Source organism: Pontibacillus yanchengensis, assembly GCF_009856295.1.
Lineage (GTDB): Bacteria > Bacillota > Bacilli > Bacillales > BH030062 > Pontibacillus > Pontibacillus yanchengensis_A.
Genome location: NZ_WMEU01000007.1, coordinates 31,202 through 57,451, shown reverse-complemented (window position 1 = coordinate 57,451; position 26,250 = coordinate 31,202). Strand labels below are relative to the sequence as shown.

Genomic DNA, 26,250 nt, shown 5'->3' with positions numbered 1-26,250 from the left:
ATGATTTCGCCCTCCTTTCTTTAAGGGTGGTCTTTTTTCTATTCTCCTATATTAAAGAGGAAGGATATGCTTATACATTAGGGGGAGAAATACTGAAACTGTGCTTCCACTCGCGCAATGATTTCGAGTTGACCAGGTTCAATTTTAGTGGATACGCCAGCGACTGCCTCAGACTTGGCTAATGTTTGGTTGGAGGAAGGTGTTTCTTGAACACGCTCCACAATCTTTATTGGAGTAGGATCTAGGTTAAGATTTAGTGTGTCTGCCATTGTTTGAGCTTTGACTACGCAATCGTTTAACGCCTCCCGTAACGCTTTAGCGTAAAATTCTTGAGGGTCTTTAATTGTAAACTGTATGTTCGATACACGGTTTGCGCCATTTTTTACAGCGGTATCAATAACGGTACCTGTTTCTTCTAGATTTTCGATTGTAACGGAAATCATGTGTGTGACCTGATACCCCTTAAACTCTTGTTTTCCATCAACATAATCATATTGTGGGTAAATATAGTAATCGACGGTTTGAATATTTTCTGAAGGTATGCCCATTTGATTTAACGATTGTATGACATTATTCATAGCTTGTGCGTTCTCTTGTTGCGTCTTGGTCAGTTCTTCACCTTCCGTAACAACCCCTAACTGAATCTTAACGATAGTTGGTGTTGCAGAAAGTGTGCCAATTCCAGTAACGGTCATGATTCGCTGAGAGGATCGTTCGGCCTGTCTGTATGGAGGAGAAGGGGGATAATACAACGTGCATTCCACCTTTCATAAAAGTATCACTACTATTTAGTTCATGATACTAGGGGAAGAATTATGCCTCGACACACCTATAATTCATCTTAAAACATGGGGGAAACGGGTATGATGTAAAGGGTATGAAGGAGGTAAATAGATGGGATTATTTGTTTCACAGTTTTCCAAACCAAAAGGTCTAATAGGGAAAGTAGTAGGATGGTTTATGTACAGGGAGAACGCCAAAATAAGTAAGTGGACGTTATCCTTTTTAAATATACAACCAAACCAGCATGTTCTGGAGATAGGATTTGGTCCCGGTTATTGTATAAGAAAGCTCTCGAAGAAGATTGGACACATCCGTATATCAGGTGTTGATCCGTCTAAGGCAATGGTTGAACAAGCAAAACGACGTAATGAAAAAGGTGTGAGAAAAGGGTGGATTCAGTTAGATAACCTGAAAGCTGATGAGCTATCCTCTTTTTCATCACCTATTGATAAGGTGATAGCTATTAATAATATTCCGTACTGGGAAAATCCAGTAGAAGTGCTGAAGATTATTAAGGAAAATATGAATGATGGAGGAAAAATCGCGGTTACCCTACAACCACATGAAAAAGAGGCAATGGATGACACTACAGAAAATGCCTCAGGTCAAATTCAAGCTTTTATGGAAGAGGCGGGATTCAGACATATACGAATTCATTTACGACCTGGAAAGCCTACTAAAACAGCCTGTGTCGTTGGGATGAGGTGAAAAGTGGACTTCTCGCTAATTAGTACAACCGTTTCGTATAAGATTCATGTAAAGAAGAAGCTACCTGCTGTTCGTTCATTTGGAGAGCTTTAGCGTGTTCTGCTAATATTTTTGCTGGTCTAGGGCGGTCTTCTTGTGCGAGCCATGTGGAGGGGTCCCATAACTGGGATCGCTTAAATGCTTTGGCACAGTGAATGAAGACCTCTTCCACTTTGACGCCTATACCTACGGTAGGTACATGCCCTTTAGCAGCCATCTTTTCTAAAATAGCTGCATCTTGGATAATAGTAGCTTTACCATTGATTCGTAGTGTTTCTTCAACGCCGGGGATTATAAACAGCATGCCGATGTTACGGTTCTCTAGGATGTTTCGTATCGAATCTACTCGTTTATTTCCAGGTCGTTCAGGAATGACAAGGTGATTATCATCTACAACATGTACAAACCCTGGGTCATCGCCTCGAGGGGATACATCACAGCTTCCGTCTGCTCCGCAAGTGGAAATCGTCAGAAAGGGAGATAGACTGATAAATTCATAACAATGATCATCTATGTAGTTAATGACTTTATTTGCGGCTATTTTACCTGGCTTTCCAACTTTTTGTTCAAGTTCATCTATCGTTTCAATGGTTTCTTTAAACATAACCTAACTTATACCTCCAATAATTTCCTTCCATTCTATCACACATCCAATAACATGAAGAGCGTGATATTGAAGACTTGGATTCGAGATAATTTGGGATAGAATAGTGCTGGAAAGTCGGGTACCAGAGAGAAGAGAGCATAAGCGGGATGGAAGAGAGCGAACTGCACTACGAAGAGAGCATAAGCGGGATGGAAGAGAGCAAACTGCACTACGGAGAGAGCATATGTTGAATAGAAAGCGCATAACGCAATCCCAAGCGTATCTCGAATCCAAGTCTTCCAGATAATAGGGCGATTATGAAATATTAACATTAATATCTAATAAGGCAAAAAAAGAGTCTAACCATCTAGGTTAGACTCTTTATCTCTGATTAGTAAGTCCTTAAGAAGTTTTCCTTTGCTCTTCAACCGTTTCTGGTGTTTCTTTTTCAGCGATAATCCCTTGTTCTATCGCCATACGTTTGGCAACCTTAGGAGCCAACCAGACTGGCGGTAGCATTAGAATGGATACAGGAACGGCTGTAACAACGATAAAGTTTTGCAGTGTTTGGATACTGCTTTCGCCGATACCTAAAAGAGTCGCAGCTATAGCACCGAATAGTAACGCCCAGAATACGCGAAGTTGGCGTGGTGGATGTGCATGGCCTGTTAGTGTTACAGCAACAGAGTAGGACATAGAGTCAGCTGTCGTTGCCACAAACACAACCGTTACAATTAAGAAACCAGACGCCATCACAATTCCAAGTGGAACTTGATCCATGATAGCCATTACGGCTGCTGGCATGCCTGTTTCATTTAAGGCAGTGGAAACGGACCCTGGGTTTTGTAGTTCATAGAATAGTCCAGATCCACCAACAGAAGCGAACCAGAAGTTACTTACAAGTGGTGCGATAATGGCTACTGCTAGTATAAGCTCGCGAATGGTACGTCCTCTAGAAATTCGACTAATAAACATCGCCATTGCTGGTCCAAATCCAATGAACCAACCCCAGAAGAATATAGTCCAATAACCAAGCCAGCTGTCTTCTCCACGATACAAGCTCATGCGCATGAAGTTTTGGATTTGAAATGCTTCTGCGCCAATGAATGAATCAATAATAAACATGGTAGGGCCTAGTATTAGCATGCCAATCATAAGAATAAGCGCAAGTCCTACATTTAAACGACTCATTAACTGAATACCTTTATCTACACCAGAGGCAGCGGAGATGGAGGCTACGGTTACCAAGAATATGATGACAATGGATTGTGTGAACATTGTATCTGGTATATTAAATAAATATTGAAGTGCATAGCCAACCTGCAGCCCTAAGAAACCAATTGGACCTATTGTACCCGCTGCAACGGCGATGATGGATACAATGTCAGCAGTTGAACCAAGCACGCTGTTTTTCTTAAATATCCTTTCACCAACCATAGGGTATAACATCGTACGAGGTTTTAATGGAAACCCTTTATGGTAGTGAGCGTACATTAACACAATCGTTGTTACAGTACCTAAGCATGCCCAAGCAGTAAAGCCCCAGTGGAAAAAACTCTGCGCTAAACCTGGTACCACAGCTTCTGCTTTTGTCATGCCTTCTTCTGCAAACAATGGAGGTGTGGTTAAGAAGTGATAAAGTGGTTCACCTGCTGCCCAGAATACTCCTCCACTAGCTAATAGTGTACATAGAATCATAGAAACCCAACGGAAGTATCCATTTTCAGGTTTTTCTAATTTACCTAGTTTCACTTTTCCATATTTTGATAGTGCTAAAGCGATTCCAACAATAAATGTTGCTAACAATAGCAATTGCCAAAATGCTCCAAAGAATTTAACGGAAAAGTCGAACGAAGTTGAGATCCATTCACCCATTAGCGTTTTATTAAAGAGAGATAATAGTAGGAATAAAACGAGAAATCCACCACTAATAATAAATGAGACCCAGTCAATCCCCGTTCTCCTATTCGTTTCGTCGGTCATTATTTTCCTCCTAGTATTTTATTGCCTTCATCCTAAAAAGTAGGACAGTTCGATGAGGTTACATTGTTTGTTCGAACTTTTCTAAGGCATGAGTTGTTCATTGTTTTCTGGTATGATCGTTATATAAATGTACACATCAGCGTTACAAATTAGAAAACGGCCATCTCCTTATTATCCGACTTTTTACATACAATATTTTATTATATAGAGTGCAATATTCCACGTCAAAAGGAAACTGATATAAGGATTTAAAGCATGTAGAAGGATGTAACAGCTATCTATTACTCTTTAGTTTCAGTAAGCCATCATCCCATATTTTGCTTGAATTTGTTAGGTAAATAATCAAAGGAGGATTCTGGTGGATATATCATTAACGAAAGAAGAGAAACAGCAGGTGATTGATTACATCCAAAACTATTTTGAACTAGAACGAGGCGAAGAAATTGGAAACTTAGGGGCGGATCAATTTTATGAGTTTCTAATGAAAGAAATTGGACCATACATCTATAATAAAGGCGTAAAAGATGCCAAAAAAATGCTAGAACAAAAGATGATGAATCTAGAAGAGGACATTGCTTCATTAGAAAAGCCTACATATAGGCAAAGATAAAGGAAATTTGGCGAGTGGCTTGCATTTCTTTGTATAGCGTACTATAAAATTTAATCCTTGTGTATAACTAAAAAAGTGATGTGGTCACGCCTAGCTTCCAGCGCCCAACGACTAGTATGCTTCCCCTCGCCTTCTTACGATAAGTTAACATCAAATCACGCATGTTTTCGTGTTTTCTCTATCTCCTACGGAATCAGGTGAAGTTCGATTAAAGTCGCTACATCACGTAGCAACATCGAACCAACCTATGTCGTGTAGGCCGCAACACATACGTCGCTAAACGGACGCCCTGAGCTTTTGTTCTAGACTGAGGCCTTTTTATGGTGGAGTATAAAAAAGTAGTCCGATATATACAAAGAAGGCCTGTCCAAAAATGGGCAGGCCTTGGGTTTACAGTTTAAATTGCTTAATCTGATCGTCTAGGGACGTGATCATGTTCTTTAAATTTTGTACCTGATCTTCAACCGTTTGAAAAGATCGTTGCTGTTCTTCTGTGGATGCAGAGATCTCTTCCGTTCCAGCGGCAGTTTCTTCTGTGACAGCGCTGATATTTTGCATGGATGCTGCTACATGCTCACTCATGTCATTCGATTTTTCAACTCCAGCTACCACTTTCTGCAGTTGTTCATTCATAGCAGAAACGTTCTGGTGGATAGTTGAGAAAGCTAACTCTGTCTGTTCCATAGATTGCTCCTGGTTTTCAGAGTGGGTGATGGATTGTTGTGTAACCTCTTCAATAGAACCAATGCCTGTTTGGATTTGCTTGACCATCTCAAAGATTTGCTCTGTGGCGCTTCTTGATTGATCGGCAAGCTTACGTACTTCTTCAGCTACGACAGCAAAACCTTTTCCATGCTCTCCAGCCCTGGCAGCTTCTATAGCCGCGTTTAGTGCTAGAAGGTTGGTTTGTTCGGCGATATCATTAACGAGTTGGGCTGTATTCTCAATTTCATCCGTGTATTCAACAAAGTTCTTAACGGACGACTCGATTGATTTCGTAGATTGGATGCTATCATCTAAAATAGATCGTTGTTGCTGAAGTGAGTGCTGCCCTTCCTGAATAGAAGTAAGCGCAACGTTCCCTTGTTCTCTTGCTTGCTTACTATCTTCTACATTGGATTGGAAGCTATTATGCATATCATCAATAATCGTGGAAGCTTCTTGTACATCAGAGGAAATCGACTGACTTCCTTGTGCCATTTCATCGGTAGAAGCAGCTACTTGTCGTGTCGATTCGGTCAGCATCCCCATTTCTTGGGATAGATCCTGGCTGAATTGATTGACTTCTTTACCCATTTGCTCAATAGAATAAATCGTTTCTTTCAAATTATCTACCATGTGCTTAAACGCTACAGTTAGTTGAGCTACTTCGTCTTTTCTATTATTATCTGTAGATTCGATTTCCACTGTTAAGTCACCATTTGATACTTGCTCGGCCTTCTTTGAAAGTTCTTTGATTGGATTCGCTGTTTTGGCAGCTAAGCGCCAGGATGAAATAACAGAAATGACGATTAACACTACAGCAGCAATGGCAGTAAATAAGACAAGTTGTTGGATCTGCTGTTTCTGTTGCGCCATTTTCGTATCATACCATTGTTGTGCGGATAAATTTAGCATATAAACGTCATTTAAAATACCAGCTGAACGAGCAGATTGTCGTTTTACTTCATTCGTATCATTCTCTGAGAACGCCGTTTCTGTAGTGGAGCGGAGTTCTTCGAATTTACCTTTCGCTTTGTTAAGCCACAAAGCTTGTTCTTCTGTCTGCAGCTTTTCCCCTAAAGTATTAATAGTTTCATTTACCGTCTCTAATTGAGTTACAGCTTCCGATTTATTTCTCTCAGAAGGGTTGGATGCATAATTACTTAACGTTTGCTGTGTTGTGATAATTTCCCCGTCTAATTGCTTCGCATCAAGTAATATCTCAACATCTTGGTTAGAAGACTGCTGCAGACCAATCATTTGAGTGATGATAAATCCAATCAATGCAAGGCTTAACACTAATGGGATAGAAGAAAGGAGTAAAATGCGTTTTTTGATACTCATCGTTTAGTCCTCCTTCCCTTTGGCTTGTTCTAGTTTGTTACTTTCTTCTGAAGTGAGATCGATGATTCGTATAGGAGCTAAGCCAACTCCATCTTGTTTTAAGCCTAATTGAATATGTTCTCCGGAGAAGGATTCTTCCTCTTTAAGCTTTTGAGCCATATTAAAAAGAGCCGTATCTACGCGCTTTAACATAGAAGTCACCACCGCCTCCTCAGCAAGGAAGAATTGGTCGCTATCAACTCCGAAAGCATATTTACCTTGTCTTTGCGCTTCTTTTAGAGCCCCAACGCCAGCAAATCCAGCTGCTGGAAAGATAAAATCTGCCCCGTTTTCAATTTGTTTCTTCGCTGTTTTAGCACCTTTTTCATCATCTTGGAATGTTCCTATGTATTCGGCCAACACTTCCGCATCTGGGTTCGCTTCTCTCACCCCTTCACGAAAGCCTTTCTCAAAGTTTTCGACCACTTTAATTTTCTCGCCACCAATAAATCCAACAGTATTACTATCAGTACGCATACCTGCAATAAGACCGATTAGGTAGCTTCCTTCATCCTCTTTAAATGTTATGGATGTGACGTTTTCATGCTCTGAAACGGCATCGATTAAAATAAATTGCTGGTCAGGATACTTTTTTGCCATCTCATCAATTGCTTGTTGAGAATTGTACCCAAGTCCCACGATTAAATCATGGTCTTGGTCGATTAACTCCTGAATACTTTTCGTGAACTCTCCTTGGACAGGTTCTCGATAATCAAATAAAATGCCTAATTCATCACGAGCCTTTTGTAAGCCACGGATTGCCGAGTCACTAAATGAGTCATCCCCCAGACCATTTTTGGTGACGAGTAATCCTATACTTGTTTTTTCTGTCAATGTGCTAGCTTCGCCTTTCGTGGAACAACCAGCTAAGGCGATTAGGGTGCATGTTAAAACAGAAAGAATAAGAAACTTTCTCAATACTTTTCTCCCCTTTGTTAACGTAAGATGTCTGACATTTACTATATCGGATAGTGAGGGGGGAAATGTAGGTATTTATAGTGAAATATAATAGGTATAAAGTAGGAAAAAGGTGGAGGCACATAAAGAAGCTAGTGAAGGTCACTAGCTTTTAATAAGGGTGCAGTTATAGGGAAAACGGGCCAAATTCAGCTTTTAAGGTTGTATTAGGTGATAATGTCACTACTCCATTCTTGAGATTCCATTGGATATAAGGGTTTTCGCTTGTATCTTTTTTATAGGTAGGCGTTCCAAGCTGATAAATGTGTTGCCATTGCAGGATAGCTTTTTCAAGATCTGTAGCACCGACATGAATCACTGAGAAAGGTGTAGCGTTGATCAATGATTCATCCTCTGGAGCATTCGGAGGACCATCCCATTCAATGAGAAAAGGCAGAATCTCCATACTAGCATCAAATGAAGGGAACAGCATCCGCCAGCTTAGTGTTGTTCCATTTGGTTTCGTCCTGCTTCCTGAGAATGGGCCTTCATAAGCAATTTCTTCTTTATCAAAATAGCGAATCATCTCATCCATCTCATTTGTACGTAACGCGAATTGAATGGGGCCGTCGATTTGTCGTTGATTACTATAGGCAATATGCTTAATAAGTGGGTTATCACTAGCCTCAGCCCGTTTACGATCCTCTATCCCAATCCATTCAATATACGCTTGATTATCAAAAAAGGCGAGGTAATTATACGTCCCCCATGATTCGTGATGACCTCCCTTAAGTCCTTGTATTCCATATGTTGAATAAAAGTTGTTTTGAGCTTCCTCAGGTGAAGAAGTGAGGACAACTAAATGATCAAACGCAAGCATTCTAATCCTCCTTATAAATTTCCCTATATTATAACCGATTGTAAGGGCCTGTTGTTGCTCTTGGGTGAATAGTCGGGCGAGGATCACTCATATATCCGAAAAGTCGCTCGGACGCCAAGCACTGCCGCTCAAAAACCGAAACACGCACGAGAATCTCGCCCATAAAAAATTCAACCCCGCTCATGGCCAGCGTAAACAATCTACCACATATCTAAGTAAGACTACATTAAAAAAGGAACATCCATAAAACCAGGAAGTTCCTTTTTCGCATCATTCCATTATTAATCAGATAACTTTACGATAATTGAAATGATTCAGCCAGTAGAGTGTAGGAGTGCAATCGTTCTTCAAATGGATTAACGATAGTATTCACCATGATTTCATCTACATTATAGGCACGTGCTAATTGTTCTAGTTGTTCTTTTACTTGGCCGGGGTCTCCTACAATCATACGACCACGATTTTCGCGAATTCTTTCTTTCTCAAATACACTATATTGTTGCTTACTTGCTTCTTCTGGTGTTGGGAATCCTGATCTGTTGCCACCTTGTTCAATACGTAGAATAGCAAGGTCAAGACTGGATGCTAGATATTCTGCTTTGTCTTCTGTATCTGCACATACGACAAAGATAGAAACAAACCCGTGCGGTTCTGTTTGTTGAACGGACGGAGTAAAATAATCGTAATAGCGATCCATTGCCCTTGTCCCGCCATAACCATTAATAAAATGTGCAAATGAATAGGATACACCTAGGTCAGCAGCTAAACGTGCGCTGGTGCCACTAGAGCCAAGCATCCAAACAGGAGGAGCTGATTCCCCTTTAGGAGTAGCATAAACGTGCATACCTTGAGGGTCTTCTCCTCTAAGATAGGACATTAATTCTTCAATTTGTTGTGGGTAATGTTCTACTTGTGGATGTTTACCACGGTTGAGAGCAAGATTAACATTTGGCATACCCCCAGGAGCCCTCCCTAGACCTAAGTCGATACGTCCAGGATACAATGTCTCTAACACACGAAACATTTCTGCAACTTTATAAGCGCTATAGTGAGGTAATAATACGCCACCAGTACCTACACGTATATTGCTTGTATGGGCAGCTAAATGAGGAAGTAATATCTCAGGAGCTGAACCCGCAAGACTTTCTGTACTATGGTGTTCCGCCACCCAGTAGCGATGGAAGCCGAGCTGATCTACGTGTTTTGCTAGTTCCGTTGTTTGTCGAAATGCTTCTGATGGGGAAATCCCCGAAAGAATAGGGGATTGATCTAATACACTTAATTTTATAGTCAACGTTGTTCACCCTTAATTTGTATTTAGTGTCACGTAATATTATTAGAGATAACTAGGTTGTATTGCAAAAATACTGTTTATAGATAAAAAACTAGTGCATACATGAGGGAAAATATAATAGGTTTACAGGATTTCTCAAAAACATATGATAAAATTAATAGAAAAGTATGACGATTTATCCAAGTACAATTTCGGAAGAGGAGGAGTGAGAGTATGGAAAGAATACCGATTATACATACACAGTTGAATCCTCCAACCATCAAAGATCGATTTGTTCGTCGCGTGAAGCTTCAAAGAAAGCTAAAGACTGTTACTCGATATCCTTTAGTAGTCATGCACTCTGGAGCAGGATATGGGAAAAGTACAGCACTGACTTTATTTGTACAGGATAGTGAGATAGACGTAAGTTGGTTCTCTATCTCTCAGAATGATGATGATTTGGTCCCATTTTTAACAAAGCTTGTACACGCTGTACGAATTCAGTACCCAAACTTTGGTGAAACACTCTTACATGAATTAGAAGAAATCTATGAATATGTACAAGATCAACATATATGGTCTTTGGTTTCCATGATGGTTAATGAACTAAGTAGGGTCGAGGGAGACTTGTATGTCATATTAGATGACTTTCACCACGTTGAGCATTCGCTATCTATTGAGCAATGGATGATTCATTTTATTGAACATTTACCATCTAACTGTCATCTTATCTTATCTAGTCGAAATAAACCGCAATGGACAATATTGAATTCATTGAAAGTGAAAGGGCATCTACTAGAAATTACGCAAGAAGATTTGCTTTTCTCTCAAGAAGAAATGGAACATCTACTCTTAGATTTATATGACATGGAACTTACAAATGAAATGATACTGAATGTACACAGAGTCACTGAAGGATGGGCGATCGCTTTCGAGATGGTTATCCAACAACTTCAATCAGGACTTAATCTGGAACCAATCCTTGAAAATGACCCCAATTCGCTCCAAGATTTATTTGACTATTTAGCTCATGAAGTTTTATCGAAGCAGTCTTTTATGGTTCAGCAGTTTTTAGAACAAACGAGTGTGCTTGAGATTCTTTCCCCAAAACTTTGTGATTATGTACTAGGCATGACTGGCTCAGAAGCTATGTTAGATCAACTGGCTGATCAACATATCTTCCTACAAGAAGTAAGTGTTAAGCATTATCGTTATCACCAATTGTTTAAGAGTTTTTTAGAAAATCGAATGAAAGAGAAACGTCCTGATGAGTATCGACAACTTCATCGAAAAGCGGCTCGTTATCAAGAGCAGAATGGAGATATGGAAACAGCAATCCTTCATTTAGAGCGTGTCGAAGATTATGATCGGATGTCGCAATTAGTAAGTCAATACGGGGGAGATATGCTTAAGCATGGAAAGCTTCAAAGTCTATATGAGCATTTGTTGGTTCTACCTACTGAGCGGAAGAGACACTATCCAATCCTTTGGTTCTATCAGGGTGAAATTCTTCGTTATTGGTCTTCTTATATGGAAGCAGAACAATGCTATAAACGGTCTGAAGAGCTGGGAAGAGACAGGTATGACCATTACTTGTATAGTATTGCACTAGAAGGGCAAGCCAGAATTTATTTAGATACAATTCAGCCGGACCAAGCAGAACGTATTTTACAACATGCCATTGACCTAAGAGCTCAGACAGAAGCGTCTAAGGAAGAAATGGGAAGACTTTATTATATGCTGGCTGAAAATCTACTAAATGCCGGCAACGCAACGAAAGCTGAGTCTTGGTTAGAAAAAGCCAGGGAATTAAATCTCCCATTAGAAGATGGGAATCTGGAAGCTAGGCTATATTTACGCACAGGTCGTTTGGAAAAAGCCGAAAAAGTACTTCTTGAACGGAAAGAGCGACAACCTTTTAATGAATCCCATCACCTTCCGCAATCTCACCGAGAAACAGATATTTTATTGTCCATCATATCTGCTTTTATGGGGAAAAGTGACGCAAGTAAAGCCTATGCCGAGAGTGGTATACATCAAGGAATACAGATTCAATCGCCTTTTGTAGAGGCGTGCGGATGGATGAGAATCGGTCATGCTGTCCAATTAATGAATCGGTATGATGCGCAATTAGCGGAGCGGTGTTACCAAACCTCTCTTGAAATGATGGAAAAGTTAAACGTGTCACGAGGGAAGGCAGAGCCTTATATGGGATTGTGTATTTTATATGGAAGTCAATATGAGTATGAGAAAGCGCTTGAAGCTGGTCAAAAAGGATTGCATGAAACAGAGAATGTAAAAGATTTATGGCTATCTTCTCTTATCCAATTATGTATGGCCATTGCTTCCATTTATTGTGCAAAATGGGAAGAGGCTCAAGCCAAACTAGAAAAGGTGGAAGGGCAATTCAAGGATTGTGGAGATGCCTATGGTCTTATGCTCGTTTCTTTTTGGAGAGCTTATAGTGGGTATCACACTGAACAAGATGATTTGTTCGAAAAAGAAATCCGTACATTTCTTCAGCTTATACAAACGACAGGATATGAATTTTTCTTCCATGAGCGAACCACCTTTGGACCTATTGATTTACAGAATTGTGTCCCGCTATTATTTAAGGCCCAAGAGATGAAAATCCATGAGCACTATGTAAGCAAAGTAATCTATGATCTAGGGTATGGTAGCATGGATCACCATCCTGGATACACATTACGCGTTCAAACGCTAGGTCAACTAACAATAACACTTGGTAATCAAGTAGTAGAGGAGAAAGATTGGCAAAGAGGAAAAGCTAAGGAGCTATTTGAATTATTGGTAACAAAACGACATACGCAATTACAAAAAGAAGAAATCTATCAACACTTGTGGCCAGACCAAGAAGAAGAAGGGGCAAATCGAAGCTTTAAAGTAGCTCTAAATGCATTATTGAAAACGGTAGAGCCTCATCGCAAAGCCAGGGCCGAATCTTTTTTTATCAAAAAAGATGGGAACGCTTACGGACTTAACCCTAAATCAGGATATGAACTGGATAGTGCTATTTTTGAAGAGTGGGTAGCAGCGGGGTTAGAAGAAAACGATGCTTATCGTGCAAAAGCGTTGCTAGAGAAAGGCCTTGCCTTATATAAGGGTGATTTCCTGCCTGATCAGCGGTTTGCAGATTGGTGTTTGAATGAGCGAGAACGATTGCAGGTGTTATTTTTACGTGGAGCAGAAAAGCTTGCCCAAGTCAGTGTGCGCTTGCAAGACTTTGATACGTGTATCTATTGGGGAGAGTCTATTTTAAGGATGGACCAAACATGGGAAGAAGCGTACCGGTTACTTATGTATAGCTATTATCAGAAAAACAATCGGCCTCAAGCAATCAAATGGTATAAGAAATGTTGTGATGTATTGGATAGGGAATTAGGGGTCGAGCCGATGAATCCCACCAGAGAGATGTATGACATTGTAATGAGCGCTAAAGACACAGAAAGTTACGTATAAACGACAAGACTTTTTTTATATGTAATGGAGGAAACGGGAGAAAAAAGTAGAATGAAAAGATGGAGGAGGGAGCATTATGGTTCAGGTAGGAGATGTGTTATTTCAGTAGCCATCCTGTTATTTATACTTGGACTCGTGGCTACGTCTAGCTCCCAGCGACTAGTGTGCTTCCCTCGCCTCCGTACGATAAGGTCAACATCAAATCACGTATGTCTTCGTGTTTCCTTTATCTCCTACGGAATCAGGTGAAGTTCGATTAAAATCGCTACATCACGTAGCGACATCGAACCAACCTACGTCGTGTAGGCCGCAGCCCATACGTTGCTAAGCGGGAAACAAAAGATAGATGAAATCAATAAAGGTAACGCGAAGCATGAGGAATGAAACGATATAACAAACGATCATTAAACAGATTTTCTATCTCTATTGTTTTTCATATTTGTACTGCCCCCACCATCATTGGTAACTGCTCTTTTTACGTTACATGAATGAAACGGTATTACTAAATAAAGGAGGGAGAGGATGGGTTCTATGGCTGTTTTCGGAATCGTAAACATGCTATTCTATTTGGCAATCATTGGATTTGTTATTTATGTGATCCTAAAAATGTTGAGTCACATGGAAGAGCGCAATACATATTTAAAGGAAATACGCAACGAGTTAAGGAAAAGCAATGAAAATGAGAAAGTGAATAAGGACGAGCACGAAATGTGAAAATCAGGACCTTTTGGTTCTGGTTTTTTTTGGTCGTGATGCAGTCCACAACTCATACATCGCTAATGCGTTCTTTGGGTCATCTACTCAAGAAGTTGCCGATATATGTTGAAGCACGCGGATATCCACTAAAGGTCGCTGATAAACAATTCGCTCCTCCCCTTCTCCCGACATCCTCTTAACATCAAGCTCCATTACCGGTTTCAGAACTTTGTAACTCCTTTGTAACTATCCTTCTGTATGCTTAATTCAACAAGTTAGATTCATATTGTATCTAATCTAAAGGGGGAAGGTTTACTTATGCCTTGGAAACGTGTGTGGAGTAGTTTGGTAATGATGTTGCTACTTATCGTATTTGCGGTTGGGTGTTCGTCAGATGATACTGCTTCGTCTGAAGATGGAGGCTCTGGTGAAGATGCTGGTGGTAGTAGTGAGCCGGTTAAGATCGGTGTTCTTGCTTCTTTATCAGGAGCGCTGGAAACGTACGGCGTTCAGACAAAGCGTGGTTTTGAGCTAGGGCTTGAATATGCGACAGATGGCACGATGGAAGTGGCTGGTCGCAAGATCGAAGTAGTGTTTGAGGATACAGAAACAGATCCGAAAGTAGCTAGACAAAAAGCTATTGGGCTATTGGAAGATGAAGGGGTCGATGTACTGGTTGGCTCGTCTAGTTCTGGTGACACCAAAGCGGTTCTTCCGATAGCGAAGCAACATGAAAAAGTAATGGTCGTAGAGCCGGCTGTAGCCGATAGTATTACAGGTGCAGATTGGAATAAGTACATTTTCCGTACAGCTCGTAACTCTTCTCAGGATGCGGTAGCAGGAGCAGCAGCTATTGCAGACGAAGGTGTGGAAATTGCCACATTAGCTCCTGATTCAGCTTTTGGACGTGATGGGGTGGGAGCGTTTGCTAAAGCCGCTAAAGACTTAGGTGCTGATATCGTTCATCAAGAATTCGCAGATGCGACAGCAACTGACTTTACGGCCAACATTCAAAAAATCATCGAAGCGGATCCAGATTACCTATTTGTCATTTGGGCTGGAGCTAATACTCCGTGGAATCAAATCTCAGATTTGAAACTTCAAGAAAAAGGCATTCAAGTATCTACAGGTGCACCAGATATTGCTGCTCTTAAAACGATGAAACCACTTATTGGGATGGAAGGGTTTACGGTTTACTATCATGAGCTTCCAGATAATGAGGTCAATGATTGGCTCGTGAAGCGACATGAAGAAGAATATGGGGAAGTTCCTGATTTATTCACACCAGGTGGAATGAGCGCAGCTATCTCCATTGTGGAAGCATTGAAAGAAACCGAGGGAGATGCTACTGCTGACTCGTTAATTCCTACGATGGAAGGCATGAGTTTTGATACACCTAAAGGAACGATGACGTTCCGTGATGAGGACCACCAAGCACTTCAAACGCTATACAAGATTACATTAGAAGAAAAAGAAGGTTATGATTATCCAGTTCCAGTACTAGAAAGAAAATTATCACCAGAGGAAACAGCTCCTCCAATTCAAAACGGACAATAGATCTACGATGAACTTCGGCTATTTGGCCGAAGTTCATTGATTTCAAAAGTAAGCAAAGTATAAGATTCTGGCGCATGTGTGTTTAGCTCCAGCGCCTACCACTTCGGCGTCTTAAGCAAATCCCCTCTGTGACAAAGATGGCCATGACGAGGCTTTGCTTAAGCCTGTCGGGTGAACAAGGCGCTTGTACTTTTACGTTATGTCTAGCTCCATCGCCCAGCGACTAACAAACTTCCTGTTCCTCCTTACGATAAGTCAACATCGGATCGCTACCGCTCTCCGTGTTTCCTTTCGGCCTACACGATGTAGGTTGGTTCGATGTTGCTACGTGATGTAGCTTTCTTAATCGAACTTCCTCTAAATTACTGTTGGAAAGTTTGTACGTCGCTAGCAGGGCGCTTGCACATTTCTTTATGATTTGAAAGGAGGCACAAAAAATGGAATCAGTTATTAAAACACAAGATTTAACCATTGCCTTTGGAGGGCATGTGGCTGTAGATGGAATCACAGTTGATATTCCAGAAAAACAGTTTACATCTGTAATTGGACCGAATGGGGCAGGGAAAACAACTTTCTTCAATCTGTTAAGTGGCCAATTATCGCCAAAAAAGGGTTCTATTACGTTTAATGGAGAGGATATTACCAAGCTTTCACCAACCAAACGAACAAGAAAGGGGATAGGGAGATCGTTTCAAATCACCAACGTCTTTCCTAATTTAACCGTTCTTGAAAATGTCCGTCTTGCTGTTCAATCGAAGAACAAAGTTCGCTTTCAAATGCTACGTCATTTTTCGGCTTATAAACAATTTGAGAATCGGGCAATGGAATTGTTGGACCAAGTTCTATTAGCAGATAAAGCTCATTCTCTTGCCAATCATCTAGCTCACGGCGAAAAGCGAAAGCTAGAAATCGCCATGCTACTTGCTTTAGAAACACAGGTGCTGCTATTAGATGAGCCCACAGCTGGCATGTCATTAGAGGAAGTACCTGCAATCTTAGATGTCATTCGCCGGATTAAAGAGCAAGGCGATACGACGATCGTTCTAATTGAACATAAAATGGATATGATTTTAGACCTTTCCGATCAAGTTCTCGTCCTTTTCCACGGTCAATTGCTTGCACATGGATCACCTGAAGAGATTATGAATAATGAAACGGTTCAGTCCGCTTATTTAGGAGGGTTGTATGATGAAAGCTCTGCTTGAGTTACATGACATTCAAACCTACATTGATCAATACCACATTTTACACGATATTTCTTTTGAAGTTCCTAAGGGTGAGGTGACGGTTTTATTAGGAAGGAACGGAGCTGGTAAAACCACCACATTACGAACCATAATGGGATTAAATCCAGCATCAAAAGGAAGTGTTAATTATAACTCAGAGGATATCACAAAGCTTTCTCCTTACAAAATTGCCCAAAAAGGGATTGGTTATGTTCCAGAAGACCAGGGGATTTTTGAAGGACTCTCTGTAGGAGAGAATATGCGAGTAGCTATGAAAAAAGAAAATCAATCAACCCATGAACGAATGGAATGGGTGCTTGATCTCTTTCCGGATTTAAAAACGTTCTGGAAGAAGCCGGGAGGCCAACTTAGTGGTGGGCAAAAGCAAATGCTTGCCATAGCCAGGGCCTATATGAATGAGAATGATTTATTACTGATAGATGAGCCAAGTAAGGGGTTGGCACCAATTGTTGTTGAGAAAGTTATGGAGTCCATTCAACAGATGAAGGAGCGAACAACGATTGTGTTGGTGGAACAAAATTTTCTGATGGCCAGTCGAATCGGCGATCGATTTTATATATTGGATGATGGTCAAACGGTTCATCAGGGGGCAATGGAAGAGCTCCAAGAGAATGAAACCTTACGAAAGAAATACCTGGGTATTGCGTAATGAAGGAGGGGAAATACGTGGACTTATTTTTTAATTTGGCTATAAATGGCTTAGCTACAGGTATGCTGATTTTCTTATTGGCTGCTGGGCTTACCATTATCTTTGGGTTGATGGATGTATTGAATTTTGCCCATGGAGGACTATTTGCATGGGGAGCCTATAGCGGGGTATGGATGTATGATATCTCAGGTAGTTTTTTGGTTGCCATACTTGGTGCGATTGTGACGGGTTTGTTATTAGGTGCACTAACAGAATGGTTAATCATCAAACCAGTGTATGGCAACCACGTCCAGCAGATATTGATTACATTAGGCTTTATGCTCGTGTTGTCAGAAATGCTGAAGGTCGTTTTTGGTCCCAATCAAAAATCAGCTGCACCACCTGCCTACCTTGATGGTAGTTGGCAACTCGGAGATGTCATTTTTATAAAGTATCGTATCTTTATTATTTTGGTCGGAGCATTAGTTTATGGCATAACTTACTTTATCTTAAAGCGAACACGCATTGGTCTGATTGTACGTGCAGGTGTGATGAACAAAGAAATGGTTCAATCGCTTGGAATCAATATTCGCCTTGTTTTCATGCTTGTCTTTATGGTTGGGTCTGCTATGGCGGCACTTGGAGGAGTCTTATTAGCTCCATATTCCGGTGTGATTTATGCAGAAATGGGCATGGAATTTGCCATACTTGCTTTTATCGTTGTTGTTATAGGCGGAATGGGAAGTTTTACAGGTTCTTTATTAGCAGCTATTTTAGTCGGAATGGCTCAAGCTTTTATGGCGTATTACGTTTCTGAGCTCTCTTTAGCTGTAAATATGCTTCTCATGTTTGCTGTTCTCATTTTCCGACCGCAAGGGTTGTTTGGTGGAAAGGGTGAGGCCGCATGATGAAGTTAGGGATGGGAAGAAGTACAGGCATATACTTACTAATTGCTTTGCTTTTAGCTGTATTGCCTTTTGTGTATGATGACAGGATTATTCTTTCTTTAGTAATGCAGGTGTTTATCTTCGGGATTTTTGCAATGAGTTATGACTTGTTGCTTGGGTTTACAGGGATTGTATCTTTTGGTCATGCTATGTTTTTTGGTATAGGTGCTTATAGTGTTGCCGTTGTCTTGAATCAAAATGAAGCCACGCTCCTTTATCTATTACTGGGAACACTGCTTGCAGTTGTGGTAGCAGGAATTGTTAGTTTTATAGCTGGAGTGCTGACGCTTCGCTTGCAAAGTCATTTCTATGCAATGTTGACCTTAGCACTTGCTGGATTATTTATGGTCGCTGCTGAAAAAATGCGCTCGTTAACTGGTGGAAATGAAGGCTTTGTACTAATGGTTCCTGATATTTTTATGGATACAAGTGGTCCCGCTTTGTATTTAACATGCTTAGCTGTTCTCGTCGTTTCCTTCTTCCTTGTACGGAGATTTACTCAATCGCCAGTGGGAAAAGTTCTGATGGCGATTCGAGAAAACGAGCAACGTGTCGAATCTATTGGATTCAGCATTATGTACTACAAGGTCATTGCAAGTATGATCTCAGGAATTGTGGCTAGTATTGCAGGTGTTTTATATGTATTGTCCTTACAATTTGTTGATACTAGTGTTTTTGCAACAGATGTCACATTAGATGCATTGCTGATGACGATTATAGGAGGTGTAGGGACGTTAGTTGGACCTATCATTGGAGCAGGTATCATTGAATTTGCTCACCATTGGCTATCGGACTTAGCTGACGTTCATTGGATCTTTAAGCGTTGGATTATACTATTTGGCATTGTTTACATTTTAGCCGTTATCTTTTTCCCAAGAGGCATAGTCGGAACATTGCAAGAGGTTTGGATAAAACGAAAGTACAAAAAGCAGCAAGGGAAAGGGCAGACAAAAGATAAAAATGAAGCAGCTAGCTAAGGAGGGATGGATATGAATCAACCTGTTGCCTCATTTGTGGTTCGGTGTCATACCGTTATAAACGCTGGTGAAGATTTGTGTTATCGCATTAAAGTAACGCACGTCCAAAGGGGAGAGGAAGTTACCTTTGAAAGTTTCGATGAAGCGTCGGATTATATGAAAAACGCATTACACCAAGAGGATGAGGTGTTTCACAAAGGAGGATGAGGGATGGACCCTATTGGTATCATAAGTACAGGAATATACATCCCAGAATCTGTCATGACTTCACAAGAAATTGCGATTCAAGCAGGATTACCTCTAGAGGTTGTGGAAGAGAAAATGGGAATCAAACAAAAACCTATTCCTGGTAAAGAAGATCATACAGGTGAAATGGGTGTTAGAGCTGCTCATAAAGCGATAGAGAAGGCAGAAATGGACCCGTCTACCATTGATGTAGTTATGTATATTGGAGAAGAGCATAAGGAATATCCGTTATGGACTGCTGGGATTAAGCTTCAAGAAGAGGTAGGAGCTACAAATGCCTGGGCTTTCGATGTAGCCATGCGTTGTGGGACGACGATTATGGCTCTTAAAGTAGCTAAAAGTATGATGCTTGCTGATGAGGATATAAACACAGTTTTGCTTGCAGGAGGATATCGAAATGGTGACTTCATAAACTATCACAATCCTCGAACTCGTTTTATGTATAACCTTGGAGCAGGTGGAGGAGCCATCGTTCTCAAACGTGGACATAATCAGAATAGAGTACGTGAATCGTCTCTAATGAGTGATGGTTCTTTTTCAGAGGATGTAGTGGTAGTAGCGGGAGGAACAAAGAATCCATTAACGATATACAACATGGACCAATATGAACTTGATGTACTCGATCCTGAAGGAATGAAAAAACGGTTGGAACAGAAATCCATGCAAAACTTTCTTCATGTCATTCGACAGGCATTATTTAAAAGTGGATACTCCGAACAGGATATTGATTATGTAGCAATGCTTCACATGAAGCGTTCAGCACATGCATATGTACTACAGGAGCTTGGACTAACCCTCGAACAATCTATTTATCTAGAAAACTATGGTCATATTGGGCAAATCGATCAGATTCTTTCGCTTGAGCTTGCTGAAGAAGAAGGGCGTATCAAAGACGGTGACATCATTGTATTAGTAAGTGCAGGTATTGGCTACGCTTGGGGAGCTACAGTTATTGAATGGGGTAAACCAAAAGCGCAATCGCCCGTTTAGCGACGTATATGCTGCGGCCTACACGACGTAGGTTGGTTCGATGTTGCTACGTGATGTAGCGTTCTTTATCGAACTATTCCCTGAATCCGTAGGAGATAAAGGCAACACGAAAACATGCGTGATACAATGTTAACTTATCGTACGGAGGCGAGGGAAGCATATTAGTCGCTAGGCGCTGAAGCTGGACGTGGCAAAAGCTCAGGACGTCCGATAGCGTTGAAAGTATTGAACCACGATTCTAGAAAGGGTGAATATGTATGACGATGAGTGTAATGAAAAAAGTGTCACTGCCAAATGGTGAAACAATCGCATTTAGGGAGCGTGAAGGTGGAGAAGAACCGATTTTACTCGTTCATGGAAACATGACATCTTCTAAGCACTGGGATCTTGTATTGGAAAATATGAGTAGTCGATATAAAATTTATGCAATTGATTTGCGCGGGTTCGGAGCATCTACGTATATAACTTCCATCACATCTATTAAAGATTTTTCAGATGATGTGAAAGAATTTGTGGACGCAATCGGATTGAAGCAATTCGCAATGGTGGGATGGTCACTTGGTGGGGCTGTTAGTCAGCAGTTTTGTGTAGATTATCCGGAATATTGTAATCGCTTACTTCTGTTGGCTTCAGGTTCTACGAGAGGGTATCCGTTTTTTGCTACAGGGGAAGATGGTCTGCCTGATACGTCCAATCGGTTACAGACGTTAGAAGAAGTGAAAGAAGATAAAGGAAAAACGCTTGCCGTACAAACAGCATATGACGCTGGTGATCGAGATTTTCTGAAGACAATGTGGAATATGTTGATCTATCGGAATAGACAACCAGAACCGAAGCGGTATGAAGAATATGTAGACGACATGATGACGCAACGTAATCTAGCAGAAGTGTACCAGGCGTTAAACATATTTAATATTAGTCCGTATCACAATGGTTTGACCCAAGGAACGGATCAGGCGAAGGAGATTCGAATACCAGTATTGGTTTTATCGGGGGATCAAGACTTAGTCATTACGAAAAATATGACAGATGAAATTATCGAAGACATCGGGGGTAACGTCACATTTAAGACATTGCATGGAAACGGACATTCTCCGCTTGTTGATGATATTGAGGGACTTGTAAATAGCATGGAAAAATTTCTAGAAGAAAAGGAGTATGAGACAGATGAGACTACAAGATAAGGTGGCTATTATAACCGGAGCGGCAAATGGGATTGGGTTGGAAGCAGCGCGGTCTTTCGTGAAGGAAGGAGCGCATGTAGTACTGGCTGATTATGATGAGGAACAAGGAGTTGCAAGGGTGCAAGAATTGGAGAGTCAGCATGGGGATGTGATGTTTGTTCAAGTGAATGTCGCAGAGCGTGATAGTGTAGATGCAATGGTTGAAAGTGTGAAAAATCGTTTTGGTCGTATTGATATATTAATAAATAATGCAGGCATAACAAGGGACGCCATGCTTTCAAAGATGACAACAGAGCAATTCCAACAAGTAATAGATGTGAACTTAACTGGCGTATTCCATTGTACTCAATCCGTCCTCGAAACCATGACTTCACAAGGAAAAGGAAAAATCATCAATACTTCTTCCGTTTCAGGTACATATGGAAATGTTGGGCAATCCAACTATGCCGCAGCCAAAGCAGGATTAATCGGTTTAACGAAGACATGGGCAAAAGAGCTAGGGCGTAAAGGCATTAATGTCAATGCGGTTGCTCCAGGATTCACGGAAACCGCAATGGTGGAAGAAGTTCCAGACAAAGTAATCCAGCAGTTAGTTGGGCAAGTTCCGATGCAACGATTAGGAAAACCAAGTGACATAGGCAACGCTTATTTGTTTTTGGCTTCAGATGAATCAGATTATGTACATGGGCATGTGCTACATGTTGATGGCGGGATAATGATGTAGGGTCATGAATGATTAATATGATTAATAGAATCCATGAAAGTAGCTGGGTCATTATGTCCATGAGTAACTAGAAATATATGAAAATAATATTAGGTTTATTTCATCAAGTTTATAAATTCTAACGAAAGGTAATGGAATAAAGTCCGATTACATCGTTAGGGGTTAATTTTATGAATAATATACTTGTATTTGCGGCTTTTATCGTAGCAGCAATCGCAACTTACTTTATAGCAAGTCGTTTGGCTATGTTTGGGGATGGTGTAAGTGAAAAAACAAAAACAAGTTCTGCTTTTATGGGAATTGTTATTGGAGCAGCAATTTCGCTTCCAGAACTAACTGCGAGTGTGACAGCCATATCTATTGATAGTCCCGATTTGGCAATAGGAAATTTACTCGGGAGTAACTTATTTAATTTGTTAGCACTAGCAATATTAGATATTATCTACCGCAACCATCAGATTATGGGTCGTACCGATCATGGAAGCAAACTATATATATATCTAGTCGTCTTTATGACGTTAATTGTTATTGCAGGACTTTCCTTAAGTTTACCTGCACCGTTGTTTAACATTAGTTTTAACTCCATTGTGTTAGTACTTATTTATTTCTTAGGTGTGAAATGGGTTAATAGTCGAACAGAACAAAAAGTGCAGCGAAGAAAGCGTAAAAATGAAAAATACGATGATTACTCCTATAAACAAGTATTGTATCGTTTTATTGTATGTGCTGTTTTGATTATGATTATTGGTTCTGTCTTAACCATATCAGCTGACCAGATTGCTAAAATTACAGGTCTTGGTTCTTCATTCGTAGGATCCTTTCTAGTTGGAGCCAGCACCTCGCTACCAGATGCGGTTAGCGTAATTACCGCATTGCGCATGAGGAATTATAGCATGGGGGTTAGTTCCTTGTTAGGAAGTAACGCATTTAACATCATGCTCTTATCGTTTACGGATGCTATTTACCTGAAGAATAATTTATTTGATTATGCAAGCGCGTCAAACATCGTAACAAGCGTTTCATCTATCATTGTAGTATTAATTATTTTATACAGCATTACACGTAAGCAAAAGAGGAGTACCATGATGTATGTTATTCCCCCAACAGTGATTGTAATTATATATTTTGTAGCTACATTTACGGTGTACCAAATGAAATAAATAGTTCGAAGCATGAGTTTAAGAAACTCATGCTTTTTTCTGTTTAGGCTATAATATTCCATTATCGCCTCATTATCTTGAAGACTTGAATTCGAGATATATTCAAAAGGTGATGGATTCGATATTTGAAAAGTGGAAGGGGGTTACGGTGAAACAACTCGCTTTCCTGCGGGCGAGCTGGGGAGCCTTCTCAGTCGCTTTGCTCCCTAAGGGCTCTTACCAACCTCTTTCTCCCGCGGGAGTCTCGTAGTTCCCCTTCACCCCCAGCCGGGTAATGGCTATCGGACCCGCGGCCAAATGTTGTGTGTCTGCCGAAAGGACATATAAGCCCTTATTTTTAGTGAAAACCCTCTTTGGATATATCTTACGGACAAATAAAACTTTATTTTTTACAAACAGCGACCTAAATGTCCATTTGCTTTCTTGCCACAGAATTTTTTGTTATGAACCAATTGTTATACTAGAACTTACTAGGGTGTAGACCGTCAGAAGTTATTCAAATACCTCAACCACTCTAACTTCGCAATGTTTCCGTTTCTCCCAACATCGCAGGAGGTGGCCGTGGAACAAGGAGACTCCCGTCGGAGAAAGAGGTGGGCGAGATCCCCTGAGCGCGGTAGCTCACCAGCTCGCCGGCAGGACGCGAGTTGTTCCACGGCCACCTTTATTCTAACTAAATCTACGGGTACATCACTTTTTCTGTGCGATCACCAAATTATCTCGAAGTCAAGTCTTCACGATTATGTCTCGTTTGTTGAATAACTTACCTTACTATATTTTTCTGTCATAAATAATTAACACCATTGTTAAGGAGAGAATTCTTTAGTAGTTGGCTCGTTTTTTTGGCGACGCGCTAGATGGCCAATGCCGATTTGGTTGAGTGTAACTTTGTTGTAACTCTGGTTGGTTATGATGGGAGTACGATAACACGTACAGGGAGAGATGGGTGTGAAGTGTGAATTGGACTGGATTGAGGGTCGTGCTAGGTTATACCCGAATGCTGTTGGAATTGTAGATGCAGATACGGGGGAGTCTTGGACGTTTGAACAATTGAATAATCGAGCTATACGCCTAGCATCCTTTTTTCAAGACAAAGGGATAAGTAAAGGCGATCGTCTTGGGTTGTTAGCACCTAATCATATTAGTTATATGGATTTTCTGTTTGCATGCATGAAGCTGGGAGCCATTTTTGTTCCATTGAATTGGCGGCTATCCCAAGAGGAACTTTCCTATGTTATACGCGATGCTGACCTACATTTTATAGGACTCCATAGGTCTTTTCAAGGTAATGAAGATTGGTATGAAGCGTTTGCCCCACTTATTCATATTGAGAACAATAACTATTTGGACGCCCTGGATACAGGAGGGGTTTCTACCTTACAAGCAATGGATGAGGTAGAAGAGGCGGATTCGCTTGCAATGATTTACACAGGCGGTACGACAGGAAAGCCAAAAGGAGCTGTTCTGACCCATCAATCAATCATGTGGAATGCACTTAATACAATCGTGAGCTGGAACCTAGGACGCGGTGATTGTACAATTACCTGTTTACCTATGTTCCATACGGGTGGATTAAACGCATTAAGTGTGCCTGTATTGATGGCTGGTGGAAAAGTAGCTCTTTCATCCTCATTTGATGCAGAGCAGGCTGTGTTAGATATAAACAGATATCAATGTACCATTGTTTTGCTCGTCCCAACGATGTACCACATGTTGGTACGGACAAAAGCGTTTGAACATACTACGTTTTCGTCTATGAAGGTGTTTTTATCTGGAGGTGCGCCTTGTCCCTATGGTGTTTATGAAGCTTTTGCTAAAAAGGGGCTTCCATTTAAGGAAGGATATGGTTTGACGGAAGCAGGACCAAACAATTTTTATATTGATCCATCGATGGCCTATCAGAAGAAAGGTTCTGTCGGAAAAGCGATGATTTTTAATGATATTAAGATTCTCACATCAGATGGTAAGGATGCAGAGGCAGATGAAGTGGGAGAATTATTATTAAAAGGGAAGCATACATTCAGCTATTATTGGAATAGGCCAGATGCTACGAACGAAACGTGGAAGGATGGATGGCTTCATACTGGAGATTTGGCTCGACAAGACGAGGAAGGTTATGTATATATTGTTGGACGCAAGAAAGAGATGATCATTACAGGTGGAGAAAACGTTTATCCGTTAGAAATAGAACATTGGCTTGAGTCTCATGAAAGCGTAAATGAGGTAGCGGTGGTGGGAATTCCTGATGAAAAGTGGGGAGAGATAGTGACGGCATTTGTGTCGTTACATGATAAATCGCGCGTTACTGAACATGAACTAAGGGCATATTGTAAATATAAACTGGCTGGTTATAAAATCCCTAAGACGATTCTGATCGTTCCTGATTTGCCCAAAACGGACGTAGGGAAGATTGATAAAAAAGGGTTGTTACAACAATATTCTGTTTCATGAAAGGCATATCTCACAGTAGATATGCTTTTTTAGTGAATAAGGGGTATTAAAGAAGCGGTATAATTTTTACCTCATCCTTTCTTAGAAAAGGTGGGTCGTTCATAAAATTCAAATCCCGC

22 protein-coding genes are annotated in these 26,250 nt (G+C 40.7%); 15 read left to right on the top strand and 7 right to left on the bottom strand.

Translation table 11 applies throughout. The features are described 5' to 3' along the window. Positions 1-77: 77 nt before the first annotated feature. Positions 78-752: an SIMPL domain-containing protein gene (locus tag GLW08_RS17990; protein WP_160850026.1), complete on the bottom strand. Its 675-nt coding sequence runs from the start codon at positions 750-752 to the stop codon at positions 78-80. Positions 753-894: 142 nt separating this feature from the next. On the opposite strand from GLW08_RS17990, the gene GLW08_RS17985 reads away from it, so the two are divergent. Then, the gene (locus tag GLW08_RS17985) at positions 895-1,491 is read left to right on the top strand and encodes a class I SAM-dependent DNA methyltransferase (RefSeq protein WP_160850025.1); all 597 of its coding nucleotides are present in this window, start codon (positions 895-897) and stop codon (positions 1,489-1,491) included. Between the two features lie 19 nt (positions 1,492-1,510). Here GLW08_RS17985 and GLW08_RS17980 read toward each other — a convergent pair whose 3' ends face one another. Together GLW08_RS17980 and GLW08_RS17975 are read right to left on the bottom strand one after the other, a co-directional pair. Then, positions 1,511-2,134 carry a pyridoxamine 5'-phosphate oxidase family protein gene (locus tag GLW08_RS17980; RefSeq protein WP_160850024.1) on the bottom strand — a complete coding sequence of 208 codons (624 nt, stop codon included), beginning with the start codon at positions 2,132-2,134 and terminating at the stop codon, positions 1,511-1,513. A gap of 384 nt (positions 2,135-2,518) precedes the next feature. Continuing rightward, entirely contained in the window at positions 2,519-4,099 is a 1,581-nt protein-coding gene (locus GLW08_RS17975) for a BCCT family transporter (protein ID WP_160850023.1), read from the bottom strand. 358 nt (positions 4,100-4,457) lie between these two features. Here GLW08_RS17975 and GLW08_RS17970 point away from each other — a divergent pair, with 358 nt between their 5' ends. Further along, positions 4,458-4,709: a DUF2164 family protein gene (locus GLW08_RS17970; protein ID WP_160850022.1), complete on the top strand. Its 252-nt coding sequence runs from the start codon at positions 4,458-4,460 to the stop codon at positions 4,707-4,709. Positions 4,710-5,099: 390 nt separating this feature from the next. Here the strand turns inward: GLW08_RS17970 and GLW08_RS17965 are convergent, their stop codons facing one another. The 4 genes from GLW08_RS17965 to GLW08_RS17950 all read right to left on the bottom strand — a co-directional run bounded on the left by GLW08_RS17965 (position 5,100) and on the right by GLW08_RS17950 (position 9,859). Then, positions 5,100-6,755, bottom strand: a complete 1,656-nt coding sequence (locus GLW08_RS17965; RefSeq protein WP_160850021.1) for a methyl-accepting chemotaxis protein — start codon at positions 6,753-6,755, stop codon at positions 5,100-5,102. A 3-nt stretch (positions 6,756-6,758) separates the two neighbouring features. Beyond that, on the bottom strand, positions 6,759-7,712 hold the full coding sequence (locus GLW08_RS17960; RefSeq protein ID WP_160850020.1) for a BMP family lipoprotein: 954 nt from the start codon (positions 7,710-7,712) through the stop codon (positions 6,759-6,761). A gap of 166 nt (positions 7,713-7,878) precedes the next feature. Then, entirely contained in the window at positions 7,879-8,571 is a 693-nt protein-coding gene (locus tag GLW08_RS17955; RefSeq protein WP_160850019.1) for a VOC family protein, read from the bottom strand. 295 nt (positions 8,572-8,866) lie between these two features. Next, positions 8,867-9,859, bottom strand: coding sequence for an MsnO8 family LLM class oxidoreductase (locus GLW08_RS17950; RefSeq protein ID WP_160850099.1), 993 nt, complete (start codon positions 9,857-9,859; stop codon positions 8,867-8,869). Between the two features lie 219 nt (positions 9,860-10,078). Here GLW08_RS17950 and GLW08_RS17945 point away from each other — a divergent pair, with 219 nt between their 5' ends. From GLW08_RS17945 to GLW08_RS17885, 13 genes are all read left to right on the top strand, one after another. Next, the gene (locus tag GLW08_RS17945) at positions 10,079-13,324 is read left to right on the top strand and encodes a BTAD domain-containing putative transcriptional regulator (protein ID WP_160850018.1); all 3,246 of its coding nucleotides are present in this window, start codon (positions 10,079-10,081) and stop codon (positions 13,322-13,324) included. Positions 13,325-13,846: 522 nt separating this feature from the next. After that, on the top strand, positions 13,847-14,038 hold the full coding sequence (locus GLW08_RS17940) for a hypothetical protein (protein ID WP_237458499.1): 192 nt from the start codon (positions 13,847-13,849) through the stop codon (positions 14,036-14,038). 300 nt (positions 14,039-14,338) lie between these two features. Continuing rightward, entirely contained in the window at positions 14,339-15,577 is a 1,239-nt protein-coding gene (locus GLW08_RS17935; RefSeq protein WP_160850017.1) for a substrate-binding domain-containing protein, read from the top strand. Positions 15,578-16,014: 437 nt separating this feature from the next. Further along, positions 16,015-16,782 carry an ABC transporter ATP-binding protein gene (locus tag GLW08_RS17930; protein WP_160850016.1) on the top strand — a complete coding sequence of 256 codons (768 nt, stop codon included), beginning with the start codon at positions 16,015-16,017 and terminating at the stop codon, positions 16,780-16,782. Next, positions 16,766-17,473 (top strand): ABC transporter ATP-binding protein, encoded by a 708-nt coding sequence (locus tag GLW08_RS17925; protein WP_160850097.1) that lies wholly within the window; start codon positions 16,766-16,768, stop codon positions 17,471-17,473. Before GLW08_RS17930 ends, GLW08_RS17925 begins: the two co-directional genes overlap by 17 nt. Before the next feature lie 17 nt (positions 17,474-17,490). Then, a complete protein-coding gene (locus GLW08_RS17920) occupies positions 17,491-18,360 on the top strand; it encodes an ABC transporter permease subunit (RefSeq protein WP_160850015.1) in 870 nt (289 codons plus the stop codon). Further along, a complete protein-coding gene (locus GLW08_RS17915) occupies positions 18,357-19,376 on the top strand; it encodes a branched-chain amino acid ABC transporter permease (RefSeq protein ID WP_237458498.1) in 1,020 nt (339 codons plus the stop codon). Before GLW08_RS17920 ends, GLW08_RS17915 begins: the two co-directional genes overlap by 4 nt. 12 nt (positions 19,377-19,388) lie before the next feature. Continuing rightward, positions 19,389-19,583, top strand: a complete 195-nt coding sequence (locus GLW08_RS17910; RefSeq protein WP_160850014.1) for a hypothetical protein — start codon at positions 19,389-19,391, stop codon at positions 19,581-19,583. A 3-nt stretch (positions 19,584-19,586) separates the two neighbouring features. Next, positions 19,587-20,612, top strand: a complete 1,026-nt coding sequence (locus GLW08_RS17905) for a 3-oxoacyl-ACP synthase (protein ID WP_160850013.1) — start codon at positions 19,587-19,589, stop codon at positions 20,610-20,612. A 257-nt stretch (positions 20,613-20,869) separates the two neighbouring features. Next, a complete protein-coding gene (locus GLW08_RS17900) occupies positions 20,870-21,796 on the top strand; it encodes an alpha/beta fold hydrolase (protein ID WP_160850012.1) in 927 nt (308 codons plus the stop codon). Next, positions 21,780-22,520, top strand: coding sequence for a 3-oxoacyl-ACP reductase FabG (fabG, locus tag GLW08_RS17895; protein ID WP_160850011.1), 741 nt, complete (start codon positions 21,780-21,782; stop codon positions 22,518-22,520). Before GLW08_RS17900 ends, fabG begins: the two co-directional genes overlap by 17 nt. A gap of 170 nt (positions 22,521-22,690) precedes the next feature. Continuing rightward, positions 22,691-23,680 carry a sodium:calcium antiporter gene (locus GLW08_RS17890; RefSeq protein WP_160850010.1) on the top strand — a complete coding sequence of 330 codons (990 nt, stop codon included), beginning with the start codon at positions 22,691-22,693 and terminating at the stop codon, positions 23,678-23,680. 948 nt (positions 23,681-24,628) lie between these two features. Beyond that, positions 24,629-26,131, top strand: coding sequence for an AMP-binding protein (locus tag GLW08_RS17885; RefSeq protein ID WP_160850009.1), 1,503 nt, complete (start codon positions 24,629-24,631; stop codon positions 26,129-26,131). The last annotated feature ends 119 nt before the right edge of the window (positions 26,132-26,250 follow it).

What these genes read in the sequence shown, in the direction of transcription:
- GLW08_RS17910 (WP_160850014.1), top strand. Translation starts at nt 19,389, where the DNA reads ATGAATCAACCTGTTGCCTCATTTGTGGTTCGGTGTCATACCGTTATA.
- GLW08_RS17925 (WP_160850097.1), top strand. Translation starts at nt 16,766, where the DNA reads ATGAAAGCTCTGCTTGAGTTACATGACATTCAAACCTACATTGATCAA.
- GLW08_RS17985 (WP_160850025.1), top strand. Translation starts at nt 895, where the DNA reads ATGGGATTATTTGTTTCACAGTTTTCCAAACCAAAAGGTCTAATAGGG.
- GLW08_RS17940 (WP_237458499.1), top strand. Translation starts at nt 13,847, where the DNA reads ATGGGTTCTATGGCTGTTTTCGGAATCGTAAACATGCTATTCTATTTG.
- GLW08_RS17900 (WP_160850012.1), top strand. Translation starts at nt 20,870, where the DNA reads ATGACGATGAGTGTAATGAAAAAAGTGTCACTGCCAAATGGTGAAACA.
- GLW08_RS17935 (WP_160850017.1), top strand. Translation starts at nt 14,339, where the DNA reads ATGCCTTGGAAACGTGTGTGGAGTAGTTTGGTAATGATGTTGCTACTT.
- GLW08_RS17930 (WP_160850016.1), top strand. Translation starts at nt 16,015, where the DNA reads ATGGAATCAGTTATTAAAACACAAGATTTAACCATTGCCTTTGGAGGG.
- GLW08_RS17975 (WP_160850023.1), bottom strand. Translation starts at nt 4,099, where the DNA reads ATGACCGACGAAACGAATAGGAGAACGGGGATTGACTGGGTCTCATTT.
- GLW08_RS17915 (WP_237458498.1), top strand. Translation starts at nt 18,357, where the DNA reads ATGATGAAGTTAGGGATGGGAAGAAGTACAGGCATATACTTACTAATT.
- GLW08_RS17905 (WP_160850013.1), top strand. Translation starts at nt 19,587, where the DNA reads ATGGACCCTATTGGTATCATAAGTACAGGAATATACATCCCAGAATCT.
- GLW08_RS17890 (WP_160850010.1), top strand. Translation starts at nt 22,691, where the DNA reads ATGAATAATATACTTGTATTTGCGGCTTTTATCGTAGCAGCAATCGCA.
- fabG (WP_160850011.1), top strand. Translation starts at nt 21,780, where the DNA reads ATGAGACTACAAGATAAGGTGGCTATTATAACCGGAGCGGCAAATGGG.
- GLW08_RS17955 (WP_160850019.1), bottom strand. Translation starts at nt 8,571, where the DNA reads ATGCTTGCGTTTGATCATTTAGTTGTCCTCACTTCTTCACCTGAGGAA.
- GLW08_RS17945 (WP_160850018.1), top strand. Translation starts at nt 10,079, where the DNA reads ATGGAAAGAATACCGATTATACATACACAGTTGAATCCTCCAACCATC.
- GLW08_RS17965 (WP_160850021.1), bottom strand. Translation starts at nt 6,755, where the DNA reads ATGAGTATCAAAAAACGCATTTTACTCCTTTCTTCTATCCCATTAGTG.
- GLW08_RS17980 (WP_160850024.1), bottom strand. Translation starts at nt 2,134, where the DNA reads ATGTTTAAAGAAACCATTGAAACGATAGATGAACTTGAACAAAAAGTT.